This is a genomic window from Marinomonas mediterranea MMB-1 (genome assembly GCF_000192865.1).
GTDB lineage: Bacteria > Pseudomonadota > Gammaproteobacteria > Pseudomonadales > Marinomonadaceae > Marinomonas > Marinomonas mediterranea.
The window spans coordinates 858,542-881,514 of sequence record NC_015276.1 but is presented as its reverse complement, the minus strand read 5'-3'; the positions used below and the strand labels follow the sequence as shown (position 1 = coordinate 881,514).

The 22,973-nt window shown below is 45.3% G+C and carries 18 protein-coding genes; 7 read left to right on the top strand and 11 right to left on the bottom strand.

The genetic code is table 11. The features are described 5' to 3' along the window. Positions 1-5: 5 nt before the first annotated feature. The 3 genes from MARME_RS04115 (at position 6) to MARME_RS04105 (ending at position 5,482) form a co-directional block, all read left to right on the top strand. Complete coding sequence (locus tag MARME_RS04115; protein WP_013660000.1) at positions 6-911, top strand: LysR family transcriptional regulator; 906 nt, start codon at positions 6-8, stop codon at positions 909-911. 269 nt (positions 912-1,180) lie between these two features. After that, positions 1,181-3,082: an amylosucrase gene (locus MARME_RS04110; RefSeq protein ID WP_013659999.1), complete on the top strand. Its 1,902-nt coding sequence runs from the start codon at positions 1,181-1,183 to the stop codon at positions 3,080-3,082. A 243-nt stretch (positions 3,083-3,325) separates the two neighbouring features. Further along, positions 3,326-5,482: a sensor domain-containing protein gene (locus tag MARME_RS04105; protein ID WP_013659998.1), complete on the top strand. Its 2,157-nt coding sequence runs from the start codon at positions 3,326-3,328 to the stop codon at positions 5,480-5,482. Here MARME_RS04105 and MARME_RS04100 read toward each other — a convergent pair. From MARME_RS04100 to MARME_RS04085, 4 genes are read right to left on the bottom strand one after another with little or no spacing between them, the layout of a single operon-like run. Then, positions 5,479-6,267 (bottom strand): heme ABC transporter ATP-binding protein, encoded by a 789-nt coding sequence (locus tag MARME_RS04100; RefSeq protein ID WP_013659997.1) that lies wholly within the window; start codon positions 6,265-6,267, stop codon positions 5,479-5,481. The genes MARME_RS04105 and MARME_RS04100 overlap by 4 nt on opposite strands. Continuing rightward, positions 6,260-7,297, bottom strand: a complete 1,038-nt coding sequence (locus tag MARME_RS04095; RefSeq protein ID WP_013659996.1) for a FecCD family ABC transporter permease — start codon at positions 7,295-7,297, stop codon at positions 6,260-6,262. Before MARME_RS04095 ends, MARME_RS04100 begins: the two co-directional genes overlap by 8 nt. Then, positions 7,294-8,139, bottom strand: coding sequence for a heme/hemin ABC transporter substrate-binding protein (locus MARME_RS04090; RefSeq protein ID WP_013659995.1), 846 nt, complete (start codon positions 8,137-8,139; stop codon positions 7,294-7,296). The genes MARME_RS04095 and MARME_RS04090 overlap by 4 nt, the downstream gene beginning before the upstream one ends. Further along, positions 8,139-9,227 carry a hemin-degrading factor gene (locus MARME_RS04085; RefSeq protein WP_013659994.1) on the bottom strand — a complete coding sequence of 363 codons (1,089 nt, stop codon included), beginning with the start codon at positions 9,225-9,227 and terminating at the stop codon, positions 8,139-8,141. The genes MARME_RS04090 and MARME_RS04085 overlap by 1 nt, the downstream gene beginning before the upstream one ends. 95 nt (positions 9,228-9,322) lie before the next feature. On the opposite strand from MARME_RS04085, the gene MARME_RS04080 reads away from it, so the two are divergent. Both MARME_RS04080 and MARME_RS04075 read left to right on the top strand, forming a co-directional pair. Continuing rightward, positions 9,323-11,254: a TonB-dependent receptor plug domain-containing protein gene (locus tag MARME_RS04080; protein ID WP_013659993.1), complete on the top strand. Its 1,932-nt coding sequence runs from the start codon at positions 9,323-9,325 to the stop codon at positions 11,252-11,254. Positions 11,255-11,274: 20 nt separating this feature from the next. Then, positions 11,275-12,414, top strand: a complete 1,140-nt coding sequence (locus MARME_RS04075) for an HmuY family protein (protein ID WP_013659992.1) — start codon at positions 11,275-11,277, stop codon at positions 12,412-12,414. 131 nt (positions 12,415-12,545) lie between these two features. Here the strand turns inward: MARME_RS04075 and MARME_RS04070 are convergent, their stop codons facing one another. The 7 genes from MARME_RS04070 to MARME_RS04040 form a co-directional block, all read right to left on the bottom strand. Then, positions 12,546-13,775, bottom strand: coding sequence for a M20 family metallopeptidase (locus MARME_RS04070; RefSeq protein ID WP_013659991.1), 1,230 nt, complete (start codon positions 13,773-13,775; stop codon positions 12,546-12,548). A gap of 18 nt (positions 13,776-13,793) precedes the next feature. Then, entirely contained in the window at positions 13,794-15,218 is a 1,425-nt protein-coding gene (locus MARME_RS04065) for a M20 family metallopeptidase (RefSeq protein WP_013659990.1), read from the bottom strand. A gap of 49 nt (positions 15,219-15,267) precedes the next feature. Beyond that, positions 15,268-16,101, bottom strand: a complete 834-nt coding sequence (locus MARME_RS04060; RefSeq protein WP_013659989.1) for an ATP-binding cassette domain-containing protein — start codon at positions 16,099-16,101, stop codon at positions 15,268-15,270. Then, a complete protein-coding gene (locus MARME_RS04055) occupies positions 16,101-17,096 on the bottom strand; it encodes an ABC transporter ATP-binding protein (RefSeq protein WP_013659988.1) in 996 nt (331 codons plus the stop codon). Before MARME_RS04055 ends, MARME_RS04060 begins: the two co-directional genes overlap by 1 nt. Before the next feature lie 16 nt (positions 17,097-17,112). Then, the gene (locus MARME_RS04050; protein ID WP_013659987.1) at positions 17,113-18,051 is read right to left on the bottom strand and encodes an ABC transporter permease; all 939 of its coding nucleotides are present in this window, start codon (positions 18,049-18,051) and stop codon (positions 17,113-17,115) included. Positions 18,052-18,062: 11 nt separating this feature from the next. Then, positions 18,063-18,980, bottom strand: coding sequence for an ABC transporter permease (locus MARME_RS04045; RefSeq protein ID WP_013659986.1), 918 nt, complete (start codon positions 18,978-18,980; stop codon positions 18,063-18,065). Between the two features lie 72 nt (positions 18,981-19,052). After that, positions 19,053-20,600, bottom strand: a complete 1,548-nt coding sequence (locus tag MARME_RS04040; protein ID WP_013659985.1) for an ABC transporter substrate-binding protein — start codon at positions 20,598-20,600, stop codon at positions 19,053-19,055. A 219-nt stretch (positions 20,601-20,819) separates the two neighbouring features. Between MARME_RS04040 and MARME_RS04035 the strand changes: the two genes are divergently transcribed. Further along, entirely contained in the window at positions 20,820-21,746 is a 927-nt protein-coding gene (locus MARME_RS04035; protein WP_013659984.1) for a LysR family transcriptional regulator, read from the top strand. 133 nt (positions 21,747-21,879) lie between these two features. Then, positions 21,880-22,911, top strand: coding sequence for a YeiH family protein (locus MARME_RS04030; protein ID WP_013659983.1), 1,032 nt, complete (start codon positions 21,880-21,882; stop codon positions 22,909-22,911). The last annotated feature ends 62 nt before the right edge of the window (positions 22,912-22,973 follow it).

Genomic DNA, 22,973 nt, shown 5'->3' with positions numbered 1-22,973 from the left:
AAAAAATGAAAAAAAGCTTGGGTCAAGTCAGCGACACTGATCTTAGAACGCTTAGGATATACAGGGCTGTGGTCGAATGCGGCGGCTTCGCTGCCGCAGAAGTAGAGCTGAACATCTCGCGGGCGGCCATCAGCATTGCTATGTCCGATCTCGAAACCCGCCTAGGTTTCAAGCTCTGTCAACGAGGCAGATCTGGATTTTCTCTAACTAGCGAAGGACAACAAGTCTATGACTACTCTCTTCAGCTCCTGTCTTCAATCGAGAATTTTCGAACGCAAGTAAACGCACTGCATTCGAACCTTAAAGGTGAACTGAATATAGGCATTACTGACAATTTAGTGACCATGCCTCATATGAAAGTAACCGACGCTCTCGCGCGTCTTAAGGAAAAGGGCCCCGACATCACGATTAATATTCGCATGATTCCTCCCACTGAGATCGAGCGAGGTGTATTGGACGGACAACTTCATATCGGAATTATTCCCGATCTAAAAATCATTGCCGGACTAGACTATCACTCCTTATATGAAGAGCGCTCTCAGTTGTATTGCAGTCGTCTGCACCCCCTTTTTAATGTTGATGATCATGCACTTTCAAACCTTACCATCGCCAACTACGATGCTGTCGTACCAGCCTATGCCCAAACACCCGAAATAAAAACGCTGTTACAAGCATTAAACGCAAAGGCAACGGCAACCGACAGAGAAGGGATCGCTTTTCTATTATTGACGGGTAAGTTTTTAGGTTATCTTCCAGACCATTATGCGGAACGATGGGTTCAAAAAGGAGAAATGTCGAGCCTCGCTCCAGACACATTCTGCTACCACACAAAAATATCAGCCATCACTCGCACCAACGGTACAAAAAACCTTGTTCTGAACACCTTTTTGGACGAACTGATGGCTGAGTAATCGCACTTTTTACTGCAGGAAAAAATTAAGAAGATTTTAAAATGATATTTCGTTGACCCACTCCATTATCTACATTAGTTTTTCTGTGTAGAGCCAACGATATAGAAACCTGATCTGTGTATCGTCTATCGCGTTGTTTGAACCGCTGGAATGCGGCTCAGTTGTAATATCGACAATCATGGCACTCCCGTCACTTATTCTCTCTTTGGCTCACAATAAGAAGACAAGCAACAAAAAAAATAATACATTTCCGCAGGGTAGTCCTTAGTATGAATATCTCTTTTGAAGCTCAAAAAACGCTAAAACGTATTATTGCAGAGCTGAATTTAAGCCATCTAAAACCCAAACAAAAATCCGACTTTTTAACTAGGATCGAACAAGGGTTTGAACCACTATTTACACAACTATTTCCGCTCTATGGCGAACGCTACGACTTGCACTTTCATTTGGCTACTCTCTTTCAAGCCTTTGCCGACTTTTCGACTAAGCGCCGCCCAGCAAAAATTAAAGACTCAGATCCAAACTGGATAAAATCCAATAAAAATGTCGGTATAGCAGTCTACGTTGACCAGATCGCCGACGACCTTAGCTCCTTAATAGATAAAGTCCCTTACTTCAAAGAGCTGGGCGTAAACTACGTGCATTTAATGCCGCTTTACCTAGCACCGGAGGGCAACAGTGATGGCGGCTATGCCATTTCTGACTACCGCACCGTGTCTCCCAATTTGGGCACAAATAAAGACTTAAAAGAGCTGGCAGCAGCACTACATAAAAACGGAATAAGAATGGTATTGGATTTTGTATTCAACCATACATCCGACGAGCATGAGTGGGCACTAGAAGCCAAAAAAGGCAACCTAGAATACCAAGACTACTATTATTTCATGAGCGGTCAGGAAGCCAACGAGTTCAATCAAACCGTGCGCGAAATTTTCCCTCAAGTTCGTCGTGGTAGCTTCACTTATATGCCGGAAATGGATCAGCACGTGTGGACAACATTCAATTCGTTTCAATGGGACCTTAACTATAAGAACCCAGCTGTCTTTGTTGCCGTTGTAGAAGAAATGCTGCATCTCATTTTAAACGGTTGTGATGTGCTGCGATTAGACGCTCTTGCTTTCGTTTGGAAAGAGAAATGGACCGTCTGCGAAAACCTGACCAAAGCACACAATCTAATCAAAGCCTTTAAAGCCTGCCTTGATATTGCTGCTCCCGAGGTCGTCTTTAAGTCCGAAGCCATTGTTCACCCAGATGAGGTTAACAAATACATAGGCTCAGATGAATGTACCCTTTCCTACAACCCGCTTGTCATGGCACTGCTCTGGGAAAGTCTTGCAACTCGAAAAACACCGCTCCTCTATTCTTCAATGGAACGCAGTTTTACCATTCCTAACGACACGGCTTGGATTAATTACATTCGCTGTCACGATGACATCGGCTGGCTTTGGGATGACGAAGTATCTGGTCGCCTGGGTATCAACGGGTACGATCATCGCCTGTTTCTAAATCAGTTTTACACTGGACAGTTTGAAGGATCGTTCGCAGCGGGCGTTCCCTTTCAAGCTAACCCAACCACAGGGGATTGTCGGGTTTGCGGAACATTAGCCTCACTCGTTGGCGTCGAAAGTGCAATTAATAGTGGCAATGAATTGTTATTGGAACATGCATTGCGACGCATCAAACTATTAAATGGTATTAACTTCGCCCTCCCCGGCATCCCGCTTCTCTATCAAGGTGATGACTTAGGCGTACTTAATGATGATACTTACCTACAAGATCCTGATAAAAAAGAGGACAGTCGTTGGGTACAACGTAAGAAACTAACCGAGTCTGATTTCACAATGGCATTAGACGCCTCAACACCCCAAGGGAAAATCGCCCAACTGGTTCGAGGTATGATAAAAGTGCGTCAAGAGAACACCATTTTTGCTGCTGATGAATTCGAGTTAATTCATTTAAACTCAGAACACTTATTTGGTTTTATTAGAAAAACAGACGATCAACGCTTGCTGACCATAGCCAACTTTAGTGAGCATCCGATTTTCCTAGATGGTCCTCTTTCTCGATACCTACATTGCAATCAAGCTAAAGACCTAATTACGAACGAGGTCGTCGATTTGCCTAACTTAAACATTATCGAGCCACTTGCAGTGCATTGGTTTATAAACTAACTCTCCCTCCCTTAAATCGCACTTGTGTTAATACACATTGCTTTTTAAGGGAGAGAAATATGAGTTGCAGCAAGGAAGATACGATACTCAAACAAAAACGCCGATCTAAAGGTATTCAGGCTTACAATAATGTCTTAGACTAAAAGACAGTTGCAAAGAGGTTGCTAACGTGCAGCTTTTATGCGGGTATGTCTGGATGCTAACCTGTTATTCCCAATAACTTAAAGTTATTAAGGCTTTGATATGGCAATAGGCTGGCTTACCATAATCGGTTACGTAATGAGCGCTCTATTTGCGCTTGCGTTTGTCCTATTATGGGTAAAAACACGCTCAAGCAGCAGTTTAAAAACATTGCCCTCGTTGCAATCTGCCTTTGACATACCTAATACCCCCGTTTGCATCACCTCTCCTCAAGGAGACATCAGGTTTTGTAACCTCGCATTCGCAGACCTACTCCATCGCTCAATTGAAGGCCTTCTCGACACGTCTTTAGAGCAACTTCAACTAGAAGCGGGCAATGACGACTTTATCAAGCAAATAGACACAAGTAATCCAAACGCCTCTAAGAAGTATGAAATCTGGTATCTTGAGAATGCGCAAAGTGAACCTATCTACTTCGAAATTCATTCCGCAAAAATATCCGAAGGTCATATTTATTTTGCTCAGCCCGTTACCCATTTCAAAGAAAAGGAATACGAGCTTGTTGAAGCTGACGCTCGGATGAACGAGGCCTTAAAGGTCACTAATATCGGTGTTTGGGAATGGGATATTGAGAAAGACGTCTGGTTTGCAACGCCGTCCTACTTCACCATGTTGGGTTATAGTCCCATCGATGGCCTTGGTGATCGACAAAAAGAACTGGCAAAAATACACCCTGATGACCGAGAGGATGTCCTCAATACCATAAAAAGCGTACTGAACGGCGCCCGAACATCCTACCATTATCAATGTAGAATTTGTCACGCTAATGGAGCTTATCGGTGGATAGGTGTTCGCTGTACGGTCACAGAAATGAACGATGATGGTAAACCATCGAGAATGCTTGGCGTTCGAATCGATATAGATGCGCTCAAGAAAACTCAGCAACAAGTCGAATGGCTTGCTAAACACGACTCACTTACACAGCTACCAAATAGAGCGTCCTTGTTCGATTTTTTCCAAAAGTGCATTGACCATGGCACAGATAGAATGGCGCTTCTATTTGTTGATCTAGATAGATTCAAAAATGTGAATGACACATTAGGACATAGAATTGGGGACCAATTGCTAGTCGCCGTCGCTAAGAGAATGCTGTCGACTATCGCCGAGGGCTCATGTGTTGTGCGTCAAGGCGGCGATGAGTTTATCATCCTACTGCCTAACACCTCAGAAAGCGATGCTCAAAAAGTGGCAACAGATTTAAGGATGGCGCTGTCTAAACGTTTCCAGTTAGAACAACATCAATTGATCATTACGCCATCCATCGGCATCAGCTTATACCCTAAAGATGGAAGAGACTTAGACACCTTATACAAGCGTGCAGATACCGCGATGTATAGAGCAAAGCAAAGCGGACGCAATCGTTTTGCTATGTTTACACAGGAAATGCAGGCACATTCTACGCGGGTGCTACTGATCGAAAATGCCCTGCATTCCGCGCTGGAAAACAACGAACTATCATTGCACTATCAACCCCAATTTTCGTTATCAGATAAAAAGCTTGTTGCCTCAGAGGCTTTAATTCGCTGGAACAGTCATTCATTAGGGCGTGTTTCTCCTGGCGAGTTTATTCCCATTGCTGAAGACAGCGGTCAAATTGTTGCAATTGGAGAATGGGTTATAACCGAATCGATAAGACAAATAAGAGAATGGATTGACTTAGGCTACCCACCACTCAAAGTTGCAATCAATCTATCGTACGCGCAATTTCAGGAGCCTGATCTTGCAAATTTCATTGCCCAAACATTAGAAGCCTGCCGAGTACCTTCTTCACTTCTTGAACTTGAGCTGACAGAACGTATTGCCATGGACGACCCTGAAAGCGCCATTGAAGTTATCAACGCTTTCCACGATATTGGCCTTGAAACCTCCATTGATGACTTTGGAACAGGTTATTCGTCATTGAGTTATCTACAGAAGTTACCTGTTTACAAGCTCAAGGTAGATCAGTCGTTTGTAAGAAACATGATCAATGATGAGAATAACCTTTCCATTGTCAGTGCAATCATCGCGTTAGCGAAAAAGCTAGGGATGAGAACCATTGCTGAAGGCGTTGAAACGCAAGAACAGTTGGATAAAATCACCTCGCTTGGCTGTGACGAAGTGCAGGGATACTTGCTAGGCCATCCCGTTCCTCCAGATGAATTCGAACAACACCATTTTTCTAATGAATCCCATAGTAATCAAAGAAAAATAGGCTAATCCACTGCATTGACTGCAGCAGCGATAACGTTCCACTGACCTTCAGGATGCCCTATGGAGACAGCGTTCAATCCATAGGCTTCTTTTACTATATTAGGCGTTAATACCTCCGCTGTTGAACGATCCATAAACAATTTGCCTTCCTTTAACAAAACGACTCGATCACAATATTGAGCGGCTAAGTTAATGTCATGAACAATGGCGATGATCCCTAATTTCTCAGACTTAAGCTTGGCTAAAAGTTTAAAAACCGTATGTTGATGTGCAGGGTCTAAACTCGATGTGCATTCATCTAAAAACAGGTATCGCTCACTCTCCTCGCTGGACAATATCTGATTTAATACACGAGCCAGCTGAACTCGCTGTTTTTCGCCTCCTGACATGGAGGGGAACTCCCGTTCACTGAGCAATGCAGCGTCTACGAGCGAGAGCATTTCTAGTGCGATCGACCGCTCTTTTTCCCTCGTAAATTGAGGGAACGGCGTTCTGCCCATGGCAACCACTTCCCACGCTTTAAATGGAAAGCTTAATGTACTGTGCTGTGGCATTACCGCCCTTAGCATCGCTAATTGCCGCTTTTTATAATCTGATATTTCTACGCCATTTAACCTAATGCTTCCATCATTTGCCGTCTGATCCGCACTGAGTAACGACAAGAGCGAAGATTTCCCTGCGCCATTCGCACCCATCACTGCAACAAATTCATTAGGCGCGATAGACACCGAAATATCGTCTAAAATTTTTTTATTATTAAGCGCTAACGACACGCTACTTGCTTCAATCAAAACTCAGTTTTCCTCGATTAAAACGGATAATTAGCCATAAGAAGAATGGTCCTCCCATTAATGCGGTGATTATTCCGACAGGAAGTTCCGCTGGTGCAGCGACCGTTCGAGCAATCAAATCAGCGATAAGCATAAGGGCGGCGCCAAACAAGCCGCTGTACGGCAATAACCAGCGATGATCAGGGCCAAAACTTAGCCTAACAAGGTGAGGAACAACGAGACCGAAAAAGCCAATCACACCTGACACGGCGACGCTTGCTCCAACGCACATGGCAGCGAGCACAAAAATAAGCTTTCGTATCAGTGATATAGGAACACCAAGGTGACCCGCAACATTTTCGCCAAGCAAAAGAACATTTAGCCACTTTCCTAACAGCGGAAGAGCCACAATGCCGACCAAGATCCATGGTAGCGCCATATGAATCGAGGACCACTGCGTTCCAGAAAAACTTCCGAGCGTCCAAAATGTCAGTGTTCTAAGCTCAGCATCATCTGCCAAGTAGGTAAATAGTCCAATACCCGCAAGGCATAGCGACTGTATTGCAATTCCAGCTAAAATCATCGTCGAGGTTCTATTTCCAGAGCTAAAAGAACCAATCATATAAATAATCCACGTAACGCTGACGCCACCCAGAAATGCTGCAAGTGGCAGTGCAAACAAACGCAGAGGCTCAAACATATAAGCTAAAACAGTGTCTCCCATAACAATAATGGCAACAGCGAAAAATGCAGCGCCGCTTGAAACGCCAATTAAGCCAGGGTCAGCTAATGGGTTGCGAAAGACACCTTGAATGGCTGCGCCAGACATCGAAAGTGACGCTCCGACTAGAGCGGCAAGCAATGTTCGAGTTAAGCGAATCTCCCCTAATACCAATTCAATATGGGTAGGCAGCCTTTCATCTTGAGATAGCCAAAGACCAAATTGAGCAAGGGAAATAGGAACAGGTCCAATCATCATCGATAGAGTCATGGCTATGGCCAGCGCAAATATCAGGATCATCAACCAGAAATACGGGCGATTGGTCGTCATTTATTCAATAGCCATTCTTGCAAAGCCAATACAGATTGCCCTGTATTTGAGCCAAAATTAAGTAGATTAAGCGAATCAACATTGAAAACACGATCATGCTTAACCGCATCGGTTAGGCGAATTGCAGGGTTCGCTTTAATCTTATCTATTGAGAGCTTGCTGTGAAAAACAAGAATGACATCCGGGTTCGCTAGAAGGGCTGATTCAGGAGTAAGCGCTTTGTAACCGCTAACGTCTGCGAAAGCATTATCCAAGCCTGCAATGTCTAAAATGCCCGCTGCTCTCGTGCCTTTTCCTGAGACCATAAAACCGCGCTCACCACTGTCCATTACAAACATCACTTTGTAATGCTCTGGATAGGCCATAATATTTTCATTAATCTTGGAAAACTCTCCAGCCACTTTCTGTTCTAGCAACACGGCCTCATCTGTCAAATTCAGAATATGACCGATTTGAGCGATTTTGCTCTGTATGCCAGCAAAGGTATAAGCATTATCGACGTTTTCAACACGCACTTTCGCTCGTTCAACCTGTGATAAAACGGACGGCGGCCCAGCGTCAGAAGTTGTAATAAGTATGTCTGGATTTAACGAGAGCAACCCTTCAGATGATAAGGCTCGCATGTATCCAACAACCGGAAGAGAACGCACGTCTGGAATAAAAAGACTCGTAGAATCCACTCCGACAATTCGATCTGTCGCCCCCAGCTCAACGGCAATTTCGGTCACGCCGCCATCGACGGTAATAATTCGCTGGCCGTCCACTGAGGAACCTTGAGCGATCACTTGCGGTACGCATAAAGACCCTAAACAGATCGCAACAATAAAACGTAGCGCCTTCATTACACTCGCTCCACCGTTTCAGAGAACTTTCGGCGTGCCATGCATTCATTTACTAGAAGGCTCCAGTCCTCTCTTTCTGCCTGCCCTTCCACACGCTTTCCAAAGATTTGAATAATAAGCTGACCTGATTGATCAAAGGCTTCTATTGAAGACACTATTCCAGTATCTCCAGGACGCTTAACAGCCCACGTTTGCGCGATCAAATCAGTATTGAGATGAAGATTGAAATTCGGATCCAAGACGTTATACCACTTCCCCATCCGAACTAACTTAGTATTGATTGCGGTATGAATTTGAACAACGCCCGCGTTTTGGACAAATTCGATCGTCGGAATATTTGCCTGACTCGCCTGAGATAAAACATATTCAATACACTCATTATCGAGCTGAGTTGCATATTCATCATCGACTAAGCTAAAGGCTTGATTTCGCGGGATTTTCAAAGCACGCAAAATACCATTGAACTGATGAACGTCTTTTAAATTATCCCAACTTTCTTTGAGCTTTTTCGAGTCTGGATCAGGATTAATTACAGGTAACTCACGCTGACTAAGCGGTGTTAAATCAGCTAAGAGACTTTGATCGGATCCAGTGTATTCTTCAACAAGACGATGCCAATCGATAAGGTTCGTTTTTTCAACCGCATACACTTTAATAATAGCGACACCAAACTCATCAAAGACTTGTAAACTTCTTCTGTCGTTATCGGTCACTGAGTAAATAAATTTCCATTTATTAAAAAAAGCGCGTATGTCTTGCTCACCCAAAAACAACCCAACAGGTGACGGCGATTCTTCATACGAACGATAGCACCCTGTCACTTCATGAACGCAGGCATCATTTCGAACCAAGCTCATAACGCTACCTAATCCATTCAATTTGGACGCGAGTTGCTTGGGAGAGATATCCAATAACAGAACGCCCTTTCCCTGCATGGTTTGTAATAGCTCCAGCTCGGAAACGTCCAATTTTTCGGCAGCGTCTCTTATTCTCAATTTAGGCTCATCCGTAAGCAAATTTTCCCATCGTTCTTTTAGTTGATCATATGAATTGCTTGTTAGTTGATCGCCACCATCAAGACCGAACATAGATTTCTCCACTTTAGTTTCTATTGATCTTTCAAAAAATTAATAGTTAAATGTAAACGATTCTTACTTTTGTTTACAATAGTTTTTATATTCGAATGAAAAAAATACTCCGCATTGCCTTACTTTTATACTCAGACATTTTGCTTGCAGACGACAAATCGGTGCTGCTTGATACGCTTGTCGTGACGGGAACAAAGACAGAAAAAACCGTCGCAGATTCTCCCGTCGCAGTGAACGTCGTTACAAAAAAAGATATTTTGGCATCTAACGCTACGTCTGTAGCAGAAGCCATAGAAGCGCTCCCCGGCTTGAGGCTAAAAGAAATTCATGGGCAAGGCGGAGATGAACTGGTCATGCAAGGGATGACAGGCAACCATATTCTTGTGCTGAAAGACGGAGCGCCCATCCATAATTTTGGTATATCCGGTTCCAACTTAAGCAGAATCAATATTAACGATGTTCAGCGTATTGAAATCGTTCCGGGGAACGCGTCCGTACTTTACGGCAGCTCTGCAATGGGTGGGGTCGTGAACATCATTACCAACACTCCAAAAGAGGAATGGCTGTCACTAACAACGACGATAAAACAAAATCAAGACGACAAATACACGCCGTCTGAATCCGTTTTTCAAGTCGACAACGGTTTAAAACTTGATAACTGGACTTTGGCAAGTCAGTGGCAATTCCGAAATCGTCAACCGTACGATACACCGCCAACTGACAATTCTGAAGACATCGCCCAACTGATCGCTGCCGATGTAAATGAAAAACTGACCTATCGACACACGAAAAAAACGTACTCGGATCTCTGGTTTTCTTTAGTTCGTGAAGACACTGACCGCGAATATGACGAACAAACTCCAGGCTCCGTTTTACGAGAAACGCAACAGCGTAACTACCGTTCACAAGAGTTGGGGTATCGCTACAAAGGCCACAGTTGGGATCTATCGTTAAAGAGCAATGCAGCCAAACTAACCAGCGATACGGACAACCTAAAAACCAGTAATTATTTAGATGAACGTCGTCAAACCAATTCTGACAACGTCTTGCTCCAAGCAAATAAAACATTTTCAACGGAGAATCACGATATCACGTCAGGTGTCTCCTTTAGCCAAATAGACATCGAACAGACCTTAACGGAAACACAGCTGTCTGCCACCACTGCAAAAACCGAAGTAAACGATACCATCAAGGGGACGGAGTTTTTCATACAAGACGATTGGTATGTCACGGACGAATTGGAGTTAGTCAGTGGCATAAGAACACAATGGGACAGTGGTTTTGGCCAACAAACCGTGCCAAACATAGCAGTTCGTTGGGATGTTTCACCTGATTTATTCATTAGAAGCAGCGCAGGTCTCGGTTACCGAGTTCCAAATATAAAAGAACGTTACTACCGCTTTGATCACAGCAGCAGCGGCTATGAAGTAATTGGTAACCCAGATTTAGAACCAGAGGTCGCAAAATCCCTTAACGTTGAGTTGAGCTATAAAGATTTAACGGTTCAAACTTTCTATAAAGACATCACGAATCTTATTGATACCAGTCTTGACGAAAGTATCGAGAACGGCCTCGATACCTATCTCTACAGCAATATAAATTCTGCATTGATTTACGGAGCGTCGATTGGCATAAGCCATAAAATTAACAAGGTTCAGCTGAGCGCGAACTATCAATGGACGAAAACAAAAGATCAGGACACCGGATTACAACTTGATCACCGCCCAACACATATTGCCAGTCTAAAGCTAAAGCGCCCCGTTAGCTTGCCGCACATCAAAAGCAGTAATGTCAGCCTTTCGGCTCGATATACCGGCGAGCAATTTTATGATGCAAAGAAGAATGAGAAATCCCAAGGATACCTTCTTCTCAATGCCAATCTTTCAATGCACTTCAACGACCAATGGTCAGTAAGCTTCTCAGGAAAGAACTTAAGTGACGTAAAAAACGAGTCAGGTATTGATTATGACTTGCGTCCGATGATCGGTAGACAGTGGATGTTAACGCTTTCATACACCCCCTATTAAAAAACCGTGAGGTACCTAGAATGACTCTATTTAAATTTCTTCTGCTTCTGCCCTTTTTGGCATGTTTAGCAGCCTGCGACTCAAGCAGCGACTCTGATAACAATAGTACGACAACCTCTGACGAAGCCTCATCCAGTCAGGACGACGCAGTGACGACGATAGAAAATATTGATGCAACGAATGGCTGGGCCTATGTCAATTTAGCATCCAAAAGCACCGTTCAGTCGACAGACACATGGCACATTGCATTTAGCGCAACATCCACCATGACTAATACAGATACCGTTACCAATGCGATCGTTGCCTCTCAATCTGACTTCTACAGCGACGGCAGCGCTAACAGTAGCGTGTTCACCAACGCCACAGCCTCTTCCGAGTTAGAGCACCTAACGGCAGCCTATGATTTAACGGACAGCAGTTATACCTTTGCCACTGACACACTTACGACTGCCATTAACTCTGGCACGACTAAATGGGCAAATTACAACAGTACGACACGCGCTTATGACGCGAATTCCGATGCGTGGTGGGTGATCCGAAACAGCGCCGCAGATGCATTTGCAAAGTTAAATGCTACGAGTATTTCCTACACCGATTATAACAGTACGACGCATCAGGTAAGTGGTGTCAGCATCTCCTTAAACCTTTATATTCAAAGCGCGACAGACAGTGGGTTTTCAACGGCTGTAACCACTTGGACGCCATCTTCTACAAGCGACTCAGGCGCCTTTATAAAATGTTATGACATTGATTCAACAGCTGAAGTAGATTGCTCAACAGACGGCTGGGACATCAAAGCGGACATAGACTACAACAGCTATAAGTTTAATTTACTGCTTAACAGTGGAGTAAGTGGAAGTGGCTCTGCTGGCGCTTCAACATCCTACGATTCTGACGGCGTGAATGCGATTGCATCAGGCAGCGACATTAATAGTCGCTCTTTTGTTACCGACGCAATGAGCAACGTCTACACCGATGACGCAACACAATGGTATGAGTATAACTTAACAGGCCAACACAAAATTTGGCCAAATTATCGTGTATATGCAGTAAAAGTCGCGAACGGCGCAACGTACTTGATGCAAATAACTAGCTACTACAACACCACTGATGGCACGACCGGACGCTATATATCCATTCGATATCATGCTGTAGAGTAACGTCAAACGCCAAGCCATCCAATAAAATAGATGGCTTGGCGTTGCAAGATTACCTAAATCCTATTCCCAAAAACTCTGTTGATGAAATACTTCCTATAAAGACAGGTTAATAGGCCTTAATACGAGAGTAATCAAAGCAATAAAATACTTTTCGCGACCGCCTGTGTCCTTGGTACAAAGGTATCCAACAAACAATACTCATCGTCAGTGTGCATTTTTGCGCCAACCGGCCCTGTTCCGCATAAGGTGGGCACGCCCATAGACGAGGTAAAACCCGCATCAGAACAACCGCCTGTAAATTCCCCCTCGACAGAAAAACCAACTGAGTTTGCCTGACGTTGATAATGCGCCAACACAACGTCACTCATTGACGCTTCAAAGGGCTGAAATTCTGACAAGATTTTTATCGTCGCGATGGCGCCTTCGATCACTGGCGTTTCAATAATGGCGTTAATTTTGGCTTTGACTTCTTCGCCTTGTTCTAACGTAATGAAGCGAAGATCGAGACGAGCCGTTGCCGTCGGAGCCACAGTATTCGACGACATCCCACCACTGATAAGACCAACATTCGTGGTAATGCCTTTGTCGTAGTCGGTTAGCGCATGCAGCGATGTCACAAGTTGCGCTAGGGCGCCAATTGCACTGATACCATCCGCATGATTTACACCCGAATGAGCCGCCTTGCCAGTCACCTGAATTTCAAAGCTTGCACCGCCTTTACGCGCCGACACCACATTCCCACTGATGCGACCGGGTTCAGCATTAAAAACGGCACGCGCGCCCGCTACTCGATCACGAATAACATAGCGACCTTCTGGCGAGCCAATCTCCTCATCACCTGTGAACAGCCCAATGACAGGAAACGGTAACTGTTGAATGTCACTTGTTTTTAACAAGTGCTGCAAACCTTTCAAGACAAAGCAATTTAGCACCAAGCCAGATTTCATATCGGCCACACCGGGGCCAAAGGCTTTCATCCCATCTCGACTAAAGCATCGAGTTTCTAATGTGCCTTTAGGGAAAACCGTATCACGATGGCCCATTACGAAAATCGCAGGGGCGTTGGCATTTGATTCATCGAAACCGACTCTTGCTTCCAATACGTCACCAGAGTTTTCTAACGAATGCCAAGAGCACGTGATGCCATCTTCGACTAACCATGATTCCATCAACTTTCCTGCGGCATCGACTCCCGCTTTGTCATAGCTATTTGAGTCAACATTGACCAAGGCTTCCAGACAATCGATCATCGCGTCTTCTTGTTTAGCAATCCAATCGCACAATAAATCTGCGTAGTGTTCTAAATCTGATGCGAACGATACTTTCCGATCTTCGACTGAGTTAATAAGCGCCTTTTCCATCTTGTTATTCCTTCAGTATTAGGCCGCGTTACGACTTTGCTTGATGTGTTCCCCTTGCTCTGCAAGATCCCAAAACAAGCCCGTCATGATTTGCAGCGCTTCCCGACATACGGGCGCCAATACATGTTCATTAGGAGCATGCTGACTGCACGCCGGATAAGAATGAGGCACCCAGACGGTGGGCAAACCTAAAATATCGGAAAACACATGATTGGGAATAGAACCACCCAAGTTTGGTAACAAGGTCGGCTTTTTATGTGTGGTTTTTTCCAGCGACGCCAACGCCCACCCTACCCAAGGGTCGTTAGGGTTCAAGCGAGTTGCCTGCATTGGCTCACCATTTTGTTCGACGATAACGTCATCAAAGCCATGCTGATCCAAGTGTTTACGAATATTAGTGAGGAAGTGCTCACTATCGGTTCCGACTACAAAGCGTATCTGACAATGCGCTTTTGCAAAACCTGGAATCGCATTAACTGGGTTATCAGGATTGCCGGTTTTACACGTCAGCATCTCAAGCGTGTTCCAACCAAACACCTGCTCGGCGGGAGTTAATTCTGGCTCTCCCCACGCAAGATCAATATCAGGATTATTCGCATCTTGACCGACTTGAATGCCTTTGAGCGCCTCACGCACCGTGTCTGGCAAACCCTCCGGCAACAAGCTTGGCACGAGTATCCGGCCTTTGGCATCCACCATAGAAGCCCAAGCATGAGCCAGTCTGGTGCCCGCGTTGCTGAGCAAACCGCCCCAGTTACCTGAGTGATGAGCGCCTTCGCGTAATTTAACGGTCAGATCAAAGTTATAGCCCCCACGGGAACCAAGAAACACCGTTGGTGACGTTGAATCCAGTCGAGGTCCATCAGAAGCAATAAACAAGTCTGACTTCAAGATGTCTTTATGCAACTCACAAAACTCAGCCAACCCAGGTGAACCCACTTCTTCACCTGTCTCAATCAGCACCTTAACGTTATATCCGAGTTTGCCATCTTTGGTCTTCAACACAGAATTCAGTGCCGCTAAATTGATCGTATGCTGTGCCTTGTTATCCGCTGCGCCGCGGCCGTACCAACGCTCACCTGATTTGGTTAATTTCCAAGGCGATAACCCTTCATACCATTGTTCGTCATAGCCTAAAACCACGTCCCCATGACCATATGTAAGCAGCGTTGTATAAGCGACGTCTTCAATCCGCTCGGCCACCAAAAAGGGCCATGATCCAGGAGATTCTTCGTCCGTGACTGGGTTCGGCATTATCCGTGTGGTAAAGCCCATCGCTTCTAGTTCCGGTATCATGATATCCATTAAATAAGCATGCAGGGGCTGAAAATCATCACGGTTCTGACTCTCACTTTTTATCGCGACACGTTGACTTAACACATCGAAAAATTCACCAGAATCGAAATACGACTCAGACAGTGCAATAGTATTTTGGCGACTCATGTCGTCTCCTTAATAAACGTAAATGACGATAATTCAATGCGCGAGGACGTTATGAGGCACTGGCCCACGCACTGTCATCAATTAATTCAGGTAAGCCCAAAGCGGGTTCTGGCGTCAGAACAGAAGACAGCAAAGCCTGAGTGTAGGGGTGTTGAGCATTCTGAAAAATGTCTTCTCGACTTCCCTGCTCAACCAACTGACCGCGATACATGACCGCCACTCGATCCACCAGATGCTCAACCACACCTAAGTTGTGACTGATAAACAAATAGGTCAGACCCAACTCTTGTTTGAGATCCATCAATAAATTAAGAATCTGCGCCTGAACCGACACATCTAAGGCCGACGTGGGTTCATCGCACACTAAAATACTGGGCTTCAAAATCAATGCCCGTGCAATCGCCACACGCTGTCGCTGACCACCAGACAATTGTCCCGGATACTGGTCCAATAAACGCTCCGGTAAGCCAACCAAGTCACTCATCTGTTTGACCGCCGCTTGCTGGCTTTTTTTATCCCCTACTTTATGCAGCTGAAGCGGCAAGCAAATGATCTGACGAATGGTTTTACGAGGGTTCAAAGAAGAATACGGGTCTTGGAAAATAGGCTGCAGCTGTTTCGCTAAAGTCAAACGATCACCATGATTGATGGCTTTATCATTGACCAATACATTGCCCTCGGTGGGCGGCAGTAAACCTAATATCATTTTGACTAAGGTACTTTTACCACAACCTGATTCTCCCACTAAACCCAGTGTTTCACCCGGCGCAATACGCAGCGAAACACCGTCCACCGCTTTCAATAGTGTCGGGGCTTTAAAAGCCCCATTCTTAAGCATGAAGTGGCGGGATAGATCACACAGTTCCAATGCAAATTGCGGCATTACACAGCCTCCTGATACGTTTCGGCTAATACAGGGCAACGGGCCTGATGACTTGTCTGCTCACTGACGGCAATCAATTCGGGTACGTTCGAAGCACATTCCTTAGACGAATGCTGACAACGGTTTCTAAACGCACAGCCCGTTAAATTCCCAACCAAACTCGGGACCACGCCCGGAATCGATTCAAGATGACTGCCCGGTGGCGTTTTACCGGGAATCGGAATACAACTTAATAAACCTTGCGTATAAGGGTGACTTGGATGAGTGAAAATATCGTTTGTTGACCCTGTTTCAACCACTTGCCCCGCATACATCACCGCCACGCGATCTGCGATACGCGCCACAACCCCAAGGTCATGAGTGATGAAAATAACCGCCGTTCCAAACTCTTGCTGAAGCTCTCTAATCAGCCGTAATATTTGTGCCTGAATCGTCACATCTAACGCTGTCGTTGGCTCATCCGCAATAATCAGATCAGGCTCACACATCAAGGCCATAGCGATCATCACCCGCTGACGCAAGCCACCAGATAATTGATGAGGATACTGACTAAGGCGTTTTTCCGGATATGGCACACCCGCTCTTTCTAGCAAATAAATCGCTCGTTTTTGAGCCTCTGTCTTGCTCACGCCCTTGTGTCGCATAATGCCCTCACACAACTGATTACCGAGAGTGTAAGAAGGGTTAAGGGACGTCATAGGCTCTTGAAAGATCATCGACATGCGCAGCCCACGAACACGATTCCGCTTCTTTGTTGTCAATGACATAAGGTCCAAACCGTCAAAATCCATCTTGTCTGCTGATACCTTGGCTTTCTTTGGCAATAATCCCATCAATGCCATTGACGTCATTGACTTGCCACAACCAGATTCACCAACAATGCACAGCATTTCACCTTTATTCACCGACAAATCGATACCACGCACAGCGCGCAATGTGCCATTCGCCGTGGGTAAATCAACCTGAAGATTATTAACCTCTAAAATTCGACTCATAAAGCACCACTCCTGTTTAGTTTCGGCCTTCAGGCGCATTCATGTCTCGCAAACCATCACCGACAAGATTGATGGCCAACACCAGCACCATCAAGGTGATACCCGGAATGGCAATGACCCAAGGCTGAAAAAACATATAGGCTTTCCCTTCCGACACCATCAATCCCCAAGAAGGTAAAGGCGGTTGTACTCCTAAGCCTAAGAACGACAGAGTCGCTTCCAGCAAAATGGCATGTGCCATTTCCAACGTAATGACCACAATCAGCGCGCTTAGGATGTTAGGAAGCAGTTCTCGAATCAAAATATAAGGCGTCGATGCGCCCAATACTTTTGCTGATGCAATGAACTCAGCGTCTCGTAATTGCTGGGTCGTAGACCGAGCCACCACAGCAAATCGATCCCACAGCAATAAACCAAGCAGTATGATCACCATTTCAAGCGAGCCTCCGACCAAGGCTGCCATCGCCAACGCCACCAGCAACACAGGCAAGGCTAAGCGTGTGGTAATGATATAACTGATTACCGCATCAGTACGACCGCCAAAATAGCCAGCCAAGACACCAAGCGTGGTACCGATAACACCAGAAATCAGCGCGGCGGTTAAACCAATTGTTAAAGAAATACGCGCACCGTAAAGTAAGCGGCTCAGGTAATCTCGCCCTAACTTATCGGTTCCTAAAATGTGCTCCCATGAGCCTTTTTCGTGCCAAATGGGCGGGATCATTCGCTGCGAAATATTTTGTGCGTAAGGGTCGTGAGGCGCTAACCAAGGCGCAAAAAGTGCAGCAAGCACAATCGCCCCCAAAATAACGGAGCCAATCAAGAGACCTCGGTGACCTAAAAATCGATTGAGCGTGCGTCGCCACTCTGGCACAACAGGCAAACCAGATGACTCAGGCAAAGCGGACTCTGCGACGCTTAAGTGAGAGGTGGGGTTAGAGGTAGTCTGGGACATAATTTTCTTCCTTATCTCACTCGTAAACGAGGATCTAACATGGCGTTGATCACGTCTGCAACAAACGTTAATGCGATGTAGAACACAGCGATAATCAGCACAACAGCCTGCACCACAGGATAGTCATTGCGCGATATTGCATCCCACGCCAACTGCCCAAGTCCCTTCAAAGAAAAGACCGACTCAATCACAATGGAGCCGCCCAACATAAAGCCCAGCTCAACCGCCGCCAACGCCACCACAGGAATCACAGCATTGCGTAACGCGTGTTTAAAGACGACCGAGGTTTCACTGAGACCCTTCGCTCGCGCTGTTCGAATGTAGTCAGACCCCAACACTTCTAACATGCCGGTGCGAGTTAACCGCATCATGGCGGGCATTGCGTAATACCCAAGTGCAATCGCTGGCAATATGTAATGTTGCCAAGTGGCATTGCCACCTGCCGGAAGCCAGTGAAGGTTCACTGCGAACACGACGATCAAGGTCAGCGCAAACCAAAAACTTGGCATGGCCTGACCGACAACCGCAATCATCAAAGCCAAACGGTCAATCCAAGTGTCTTGTTTGATGGCCGCCAGCACACCTAACGGAATCGCCACAAACGTGGCCACACACAATGCTAGTGCTCCGAGTGTCAAAGTAACCGGCAATCGCTCACTGATCAGCGACATCACCGTATCTTGAAAGTAATAGGAACGACCGAAGTCCAGTTGAACGGCCGAAATCAACCAAGAAAAGTATTGCTGGACAATGGGTTTATCTAATCCAAAGGCGACACGAATCTCTTCTACCTGATCTGCGGTCGACTCTGGCCCCGCTATCGCAGTCGCTAAGTCTCCAGACAAATGCAGCAACATAAAGCTAATGATCGAAACCGTTATCGCCACACTGATCGCAACCAATAAGCGACGAAATATAAACACCAGCATAGAGTCTCCCTCGAGAATGCTATAAAACGACGACGAAAGTGGCGGCATTACTCGCCACTTTCGAGTACTCAATTACTTCCAGCTAGACTCGTAGAAACGTGGCAATTCATCTGGATACGGTGTGAAATTCAATGTATCACTAAAGGCGTAGTTACTTGAATAAGAGAACATAGGCGCCCAAAAAGCTTCTTCTGAAATACGCTTAATAGCGGCTGAATAGGCTTTTTTACGAGTGTCAGGGTCGACCGAACTGTCCGCCGTATCCAATAATTTGATCACCGTTTCGTCTTTGGCAGAATCATCAACCCCACCTTTAAAGAACACACTGGTAATGGCTGAAGCGTCATTCACTGAATAAGATCCCCAGGTTTGGAAAGACAAAGGTACTTTCCCTGCACGCTGGTCAGTTCGAAGTGCTGCGTACTTCATAAAATGTAAGTTGGCTTTGATTCCGACCTCGCTCAAATACCCCATCATCGCCTCCGCTAAATCACGCTCACGGTAGGCATAGAACTCCGTTTCAAAACCGTCTGGATAGCCAGCTTCGGCAAGCAATGCTTTGGCTTTTTCAACATTGTATTCGTACTTTTTAGCGGCGCTGACATCGCAACCAAACTGGCTAGGAAAACACGGGGTATACACTGAACGACTGCCACCTCGAACTAAGTCTTGAGAGAAGGCATCACGGTCGATGGCGTAATTCACCGCTTCCCGAACCAGTTGATTATTGAAGGGGGAATCTTTAAGCGTCTCACTCGTTGTCTCCATACGCAGGTAACCAATACGCATGGTTTCCGCACTCTTAATGTCTAGACCTGGCATCATTTTCATCTGATCCGCCTGATCAGAAGGGACGCGCCAAATCCAGTCGATATCGCCCGTCATCAGCTGAGCAAGTCGAGCATCAGGATCGGGAATGACACGAAATTGAAGTTTACTGATGGCTGGTTTTGGAATCGGACTCGCTTCAAAATAGTCATCGTAACGCTCTAAGTTCACACCCTCGCCGCTTAACACCTTGGTGATTTTATAAGGCCCTGTACCAATCGGTGCTTTGGAATAACCTTCGATACCAACCTTTTGAAAATATTCACTTGGGTAAATAGGCGTAGGTCCAGATAAGTATTCAAGCGCAGCAGGGAAAGGCTTTTTAAGCACAAGACGTACAGTGTAATCATCCAGTTTTTCGGCGTGATCTATCCAGTCCACATTTTTACGGGTCACAATTTTAGATTCGGGCGACACCACATAGTTAAACGTAAAAACAACGTCATCAGCAGAGAAGCTATCGCCATTATGGAATGTCACACCTTGACGCAATTTAAAAACTAAATTGGTGCTGTCTTGCCACTCCCAGCTGGTTGCCAGTAAAGGCAAGTACTCAGACGTTTGTGGGTCACGAAAGATTAAAGTGTCCCAAGCCATATGAGACAGAATCACCCCTTCACGTAAATTATTGTGATAAGGGCTGACGTTTTCCGGCTCGCTGTCAGACGCATAAATCAGCGTATCGCTACTTTTATCTGCCCAAGCAGACGCAGAGACAGCCATTGCGCACGATATAACAGAGTGCAAAAGCGTTTTTCGGAGAGTCAAAGTGTGATTACAACGTTTTTTCATCGTTCAGCTTCCTGTCATTCCAATTGTGATTTCTGTAGCAATGCAACTTACATTCACATTAATGGAAAATATTACATTGCCACAATTAACAAATTTGCAATCAAGCGTTGCCTATTTGGCAAACCTATTGCTTGATGGAAATAGGCAACACATCACATAGCTAATGATCAAAAAACGGTTCCAAAAACGACATTAACCGGACTTTTCAGCAGGTTTCCAATGAAAGCATCCATAAGACTTCAAGACACCGCCATTCGATATTTTCTAGAAGTAGCTCAATTAGGGTCAATTAGTGAGGCATCGGTTCGACTAAACGTCGCAACAAGCGCAATAAGTAGGCAAATTAGCAGTTTGGAGGACACTCTTGGTGCACACTTATTTGAACGCCAACCTAGAGGCATGAAATTAAGTGCGGCGGGCGAGATGCTGGCGGCGTACGCGCGTAAAAACGCACTAGAATCCGCTCGGGTTGTTGCCGAAATAGGCGCGTTAAATGGACTTGAAAAAGGCCACGTTAATATCGCATGCTCAGAAGGGTTTGCAATGGATTTTATTCCACGGACCATTTCTAACTTTCGTCAACAGCACAATGGTATCCACTTTCATCTCAAAGTCTGTGCGCCGGGCGACGTTGCTAAACTGGTCAGTCATGGAGAGTCCGACATCGGCATTACTTTGAGTTTGTCCCCAACGAAAGACATCACCGTCGAGTACCGCCAACCTTCTCCTATCATGGCGGTGTTTCACCCGACACACCCACTTGCTCACAAAAAGTCCGTTTCCCTTGCCCAATTACAGCCGTATCCCATTGCCTTGCCTGAAGAAAACACGACGGTTAGACAACTCTTTGATATCTGTTGCAGTCGTCTCAATCTTCTATTCGAACCCATTTTAGAATCTAACCACATGGCGACTCTAAGCCGTTTTACAAGCTTCGGTGGTGGGATGCACCTTTCAGGAGAAATTTCAATGCGTCACCAAATTGCCACACAAGAGTTAATCGCCGTGCCAATTCGTGACCGTGGAATGGACGTCAGAAACACTGAAATACAAACCCTTTCCGGTCGAACCTTGCCTGCTGTTGTTAAAGTCTTTCTTGATTACCTAATTGATAAGATGAAGCATGAAGAGATGATGGGGTTCTAATCGCCAAGGTGAAAACGCCATTAAATAATTAAAACCTATTATTTATAGATGCAAATATAATTTTATTAAATATAAAAATTCCCTTATTCTCATTTCGAATAAAGTACTTCTTATGTTTATAAGGTTGTAAACCATGCTATCTAACCTCCATTCATTGTCTTCAAAAAACGTTCAATCACTTTGGAATAGCTACGCGCCCGGTTTACTACTGACCACAACAATCGCCGTTGCAGCCCAATTTTTAGGCGAGCACTACGGTGCTCCCGTTATGCTGTTTGCACTACTAATTGGCATGGCCTTTAACTTCCTCGCGCATGAACCTTCCTGTGAGCGCGGCGTGCAAGTCAGTACATCAACGATACTGCGTATAGGCGTTGCTTTATTGGGTGTTCGCATTAGCTTAGAAGATTTTTCATCTCTAGGTTGGATAAACTTAAGCGCGACTGTCGGCTTGCTCATCGCGACCATTCTATTTGGGGTTCTCTGCGCAAAAGCACTGGGTGAGCGATGGCAATTTGGTTTACTAACCGGCGGTGCGGTGGCGATCTGTGGCGCCTCCGCTGCACTTGCATTAGCCGCCATTTTGCCAAGTAATAAGCAATCAGGAAAAGAGACATTATTCACCGTAATTGCAGTGACAACACTGTCTACGCTCGCCATGATTTCCTATCCAATGATTGCGCAGAACCTGAATCTCAATGAACTGCAAACGGGCTTTGTTTTGGGAGCCACGATACACGATGTCGCTCAAGTGGTCGGAGCAGGCTATTCCATTTCAGATTCTATTGGAGAAACAGCCACTATTGTCAAACTAATACGGGTCAGTTGTTTACCCATCGTTTTGTTCATCGTACTGATTATTATGAAGACAAAAAGTAATGACTCAAAGATTTCAAGCTCTGCCATTACGATTCCAACTTTTCTTATTTTCTTTCTGTTGCTCGCCACTCTAAATTCATTTGCATTACTTTCAGAGGCGTTAATTCATATTGCTAACGAAGCCTCACGCTGGCTGCTCGTAATTGCCATTGCAGGGTTAGGCGTCAAAACCTCTCTTAAGTCCACGTTTTCACTTGGTAAAAGACAAATGGGGCTCATTGTTATTGAGACGCTATTTCTGTTTATTGCTGCCGTATTATTTGTGGAATGGGGGCTTTCTGCCTAAGGAAAGTACGAATAAGTCTTATGAGCTTCAGTCTTATCAGAGGGCGTGCCGAACTTCGAGTT